A 1,591-nucleotide genomic window follows, 5' to 3' on the forward strand; every position below is an offset into this window, starting at 1 on the left:
AATCTGGTGCAGCTACGCGGTGGGACATCCTGTGTCTGCTCGCTGAGGGTTCTTGCGATAGCTACCCGTTGAGGCGAGAAGCCTGCTCCGTACTACCTAGCAGTCGGAGTCGGGAGTACGTCACGGAAAACAATATTGCCGCAGTTGGGCCAGTTCTACCTCACTGAGATCTTGCCACTGGCCGGGAGCAAGCCCCACCAGAGAAAGAGGCCCCAGTCCAACCCGAACCAACCGCAAAGTTGGGATCCCAACGGCGGCAGTCATGCGGCGCACCTGGCGATTGCGACCCTCCCGCAGCGTCAGTTCCAGCCAGGTGGTGGGGATGGAGCGGCGAAAGCGGATGGGGGGATCCCGTGGCGGCAGGGTGGGTTCCTCAGCCAAGACTTTGACCTGGGCCGGGCGCGTTTTTCGCCCTTGGATGATCAGCCCCTGTTGCAGCTGTTGCAGGGCTTGGGGGGTGGGGATCCCTTCCACCTGAACCCAGTAGATGCGCTCATGGCCGAACTTGGGATCGATCAAGCGGGCATTGAGGCGACCATCATCGGTCAGCAGGAGCAGCCCTTCGCTGTCGCGATCCAGTCGCCCCACCGGATAAACCCTGGGCACTGGGATAAAAGACTGGAGGGTGGGCCGTCCCTCTCGGTCGGTGAATTGGGTGAGCACGCCATAAGGCTTGTAGAACTTGAGATAGCGCATGACACACAAAACAACAAAACTGTGAACCCAACCTTTCCAATCTTTAAGATTTGGCAGAAGGATTTGGCAGAGCGGCTTCAACGGTAAGATCAAGCCTTAAGGAGCAATATCCCTCCATCGCCAGCAGCGTTTGACGGAGCTCAACCCATGACCATAGACAACAACTTACTTTGGGTTTTGGTTGGAACAGCAGGGCTCTCTCTCCTCAGCCTGGTGTACGTGCTGGTGGATGAGGGCAACAAACGTCGCCGCTACGAACAGCAAAAGGAAAAAGAAGCTGCTCAGCCACCTGCGGTTGTTCCTGCAGAAGAAGCCGGGATCCCAGCTGCACCTCCTCCTTCTGCTCCTGAACCTGTTGCTGCTCAGCCCGCTTCAGCGCCACACACTGCTGACGGGTTCCCAGAAGCGTCGCGTAGCGATGACGAGGAGCCAGAAACCTCCCCGGAAGCGGTTCGCGCCAGCAGGACAGAGTCCTTGCCCAGCCCTGAGGACTCTGCTCTCCTCAAGGAGCCGGATACAGGGCCTGACCCCGCAGAGGAAATGCCGAAAGATACCCCATAACAGTTTTTTTCGGTTCTGGGGAAGTTCTGGGGATAGATGGGATCCCCATCCCGCAAGAGGGGAGCTTCATGCCCTCATCAGGGTTTGCTCTCCGTAGCGCAGCATCATCTCCAAAGCCGCGAGACGGTTGCCCCAAACTTGAACTCGATAGGGGTTGCGCAGAGATTCCAGCCGCATCCAAGTGGCAAGATTGGTTTTCAAGTTGCCCAGTTGCTGACGGGCTTGTTCCAGGGCTTCCGGGGTGGGATCCGCTGCCAAGGCCGCCAGGGATCCCTGCACCCGCTCTATTTGCTCCATCCATTGGCTGTGCTGATACATTTACGCTGAACACTGC

General features: G+C 58.1%; 3 protein-coding genes. 1 reads left to right on the forward strand and 2 read right to left on the reverse strand.

Annotation, left to right across the window (positions count from 1 at the left end; all coding sequences use genetic code 11):
• Positions 1-120: 120 nt before the first annotated feature.
• Positions 121-696 (reverse strand): pseudouridine synthase, encoded by a 576-nt coding sequence (locus NW815_RS10280; RefSeq protein ID WP_414390270.1) that lies wholly within the window; start codon positions 694-696, stop codon positions 121-123.
• 147 nt (positions 697-843) lie between these two features.
• Here NW815_RS10280 and NW815_RS10285 point away from each other — a divergent pair, with 147 nt between their 5' ends.
• Positions 844-1,257 carry a hypothetical protein gene (locus tag NW815_RS10285; protein WP_414343809.1) on the forward strand — a complete coding sequence of 138 codons (414 nt, stop codon included), beginning with the start codon at positions 844-846 and terminating at the stop codon, positions 1,255-1,257.
• Between the two features lie 66 nt (positions 1,258-1,323).
• On the opposite strand, the gene NW815_RS10290 is transcribed toward NW815_RS10285, so the two are convergent.
• Entirely contained in the window at positions 1,324-1,575 is a 252-nt protein-coding gene (locus NW815_RS10290; RefSeq protein WP_414390272.1) for a hypothetical protein, read from the reverse strand.
• Positions 1,576-1,591 lie beyond the last annotated feature (16 nt).

The organism is Synechococcus sp. R6-7 (assembly GCF_047461695.1).
Taxonomy (GTDB): Bacteria; Cyanobacteriota; Cyanobacteriia; order Thermostichales; family Thermostichaceae; genus Thermostichus.

Coding starts and splice junctions, on each gene's coding strand:
- NW815_RS10280 (WP_414390270.1), bottom strand. CDS start 696: ATGCGCTATCTCAAGTTCTACAAGCCTTATGGCGTGCTCACCCAATTC.
- NW815_RS10285 (WP_414343809.1), top strand. CDS start 844: ATGACCATAGACAACAACTTACTTTGGGTTTTGGTTGGAACAGCAGGG.
- NW815_RS10290 (WP_414390272.1), bottom strand. CDS start 1,575: ATGTATCAGCACAGCCAATGGATGGAGCAAATAGAGCGGGTGCAGGGA.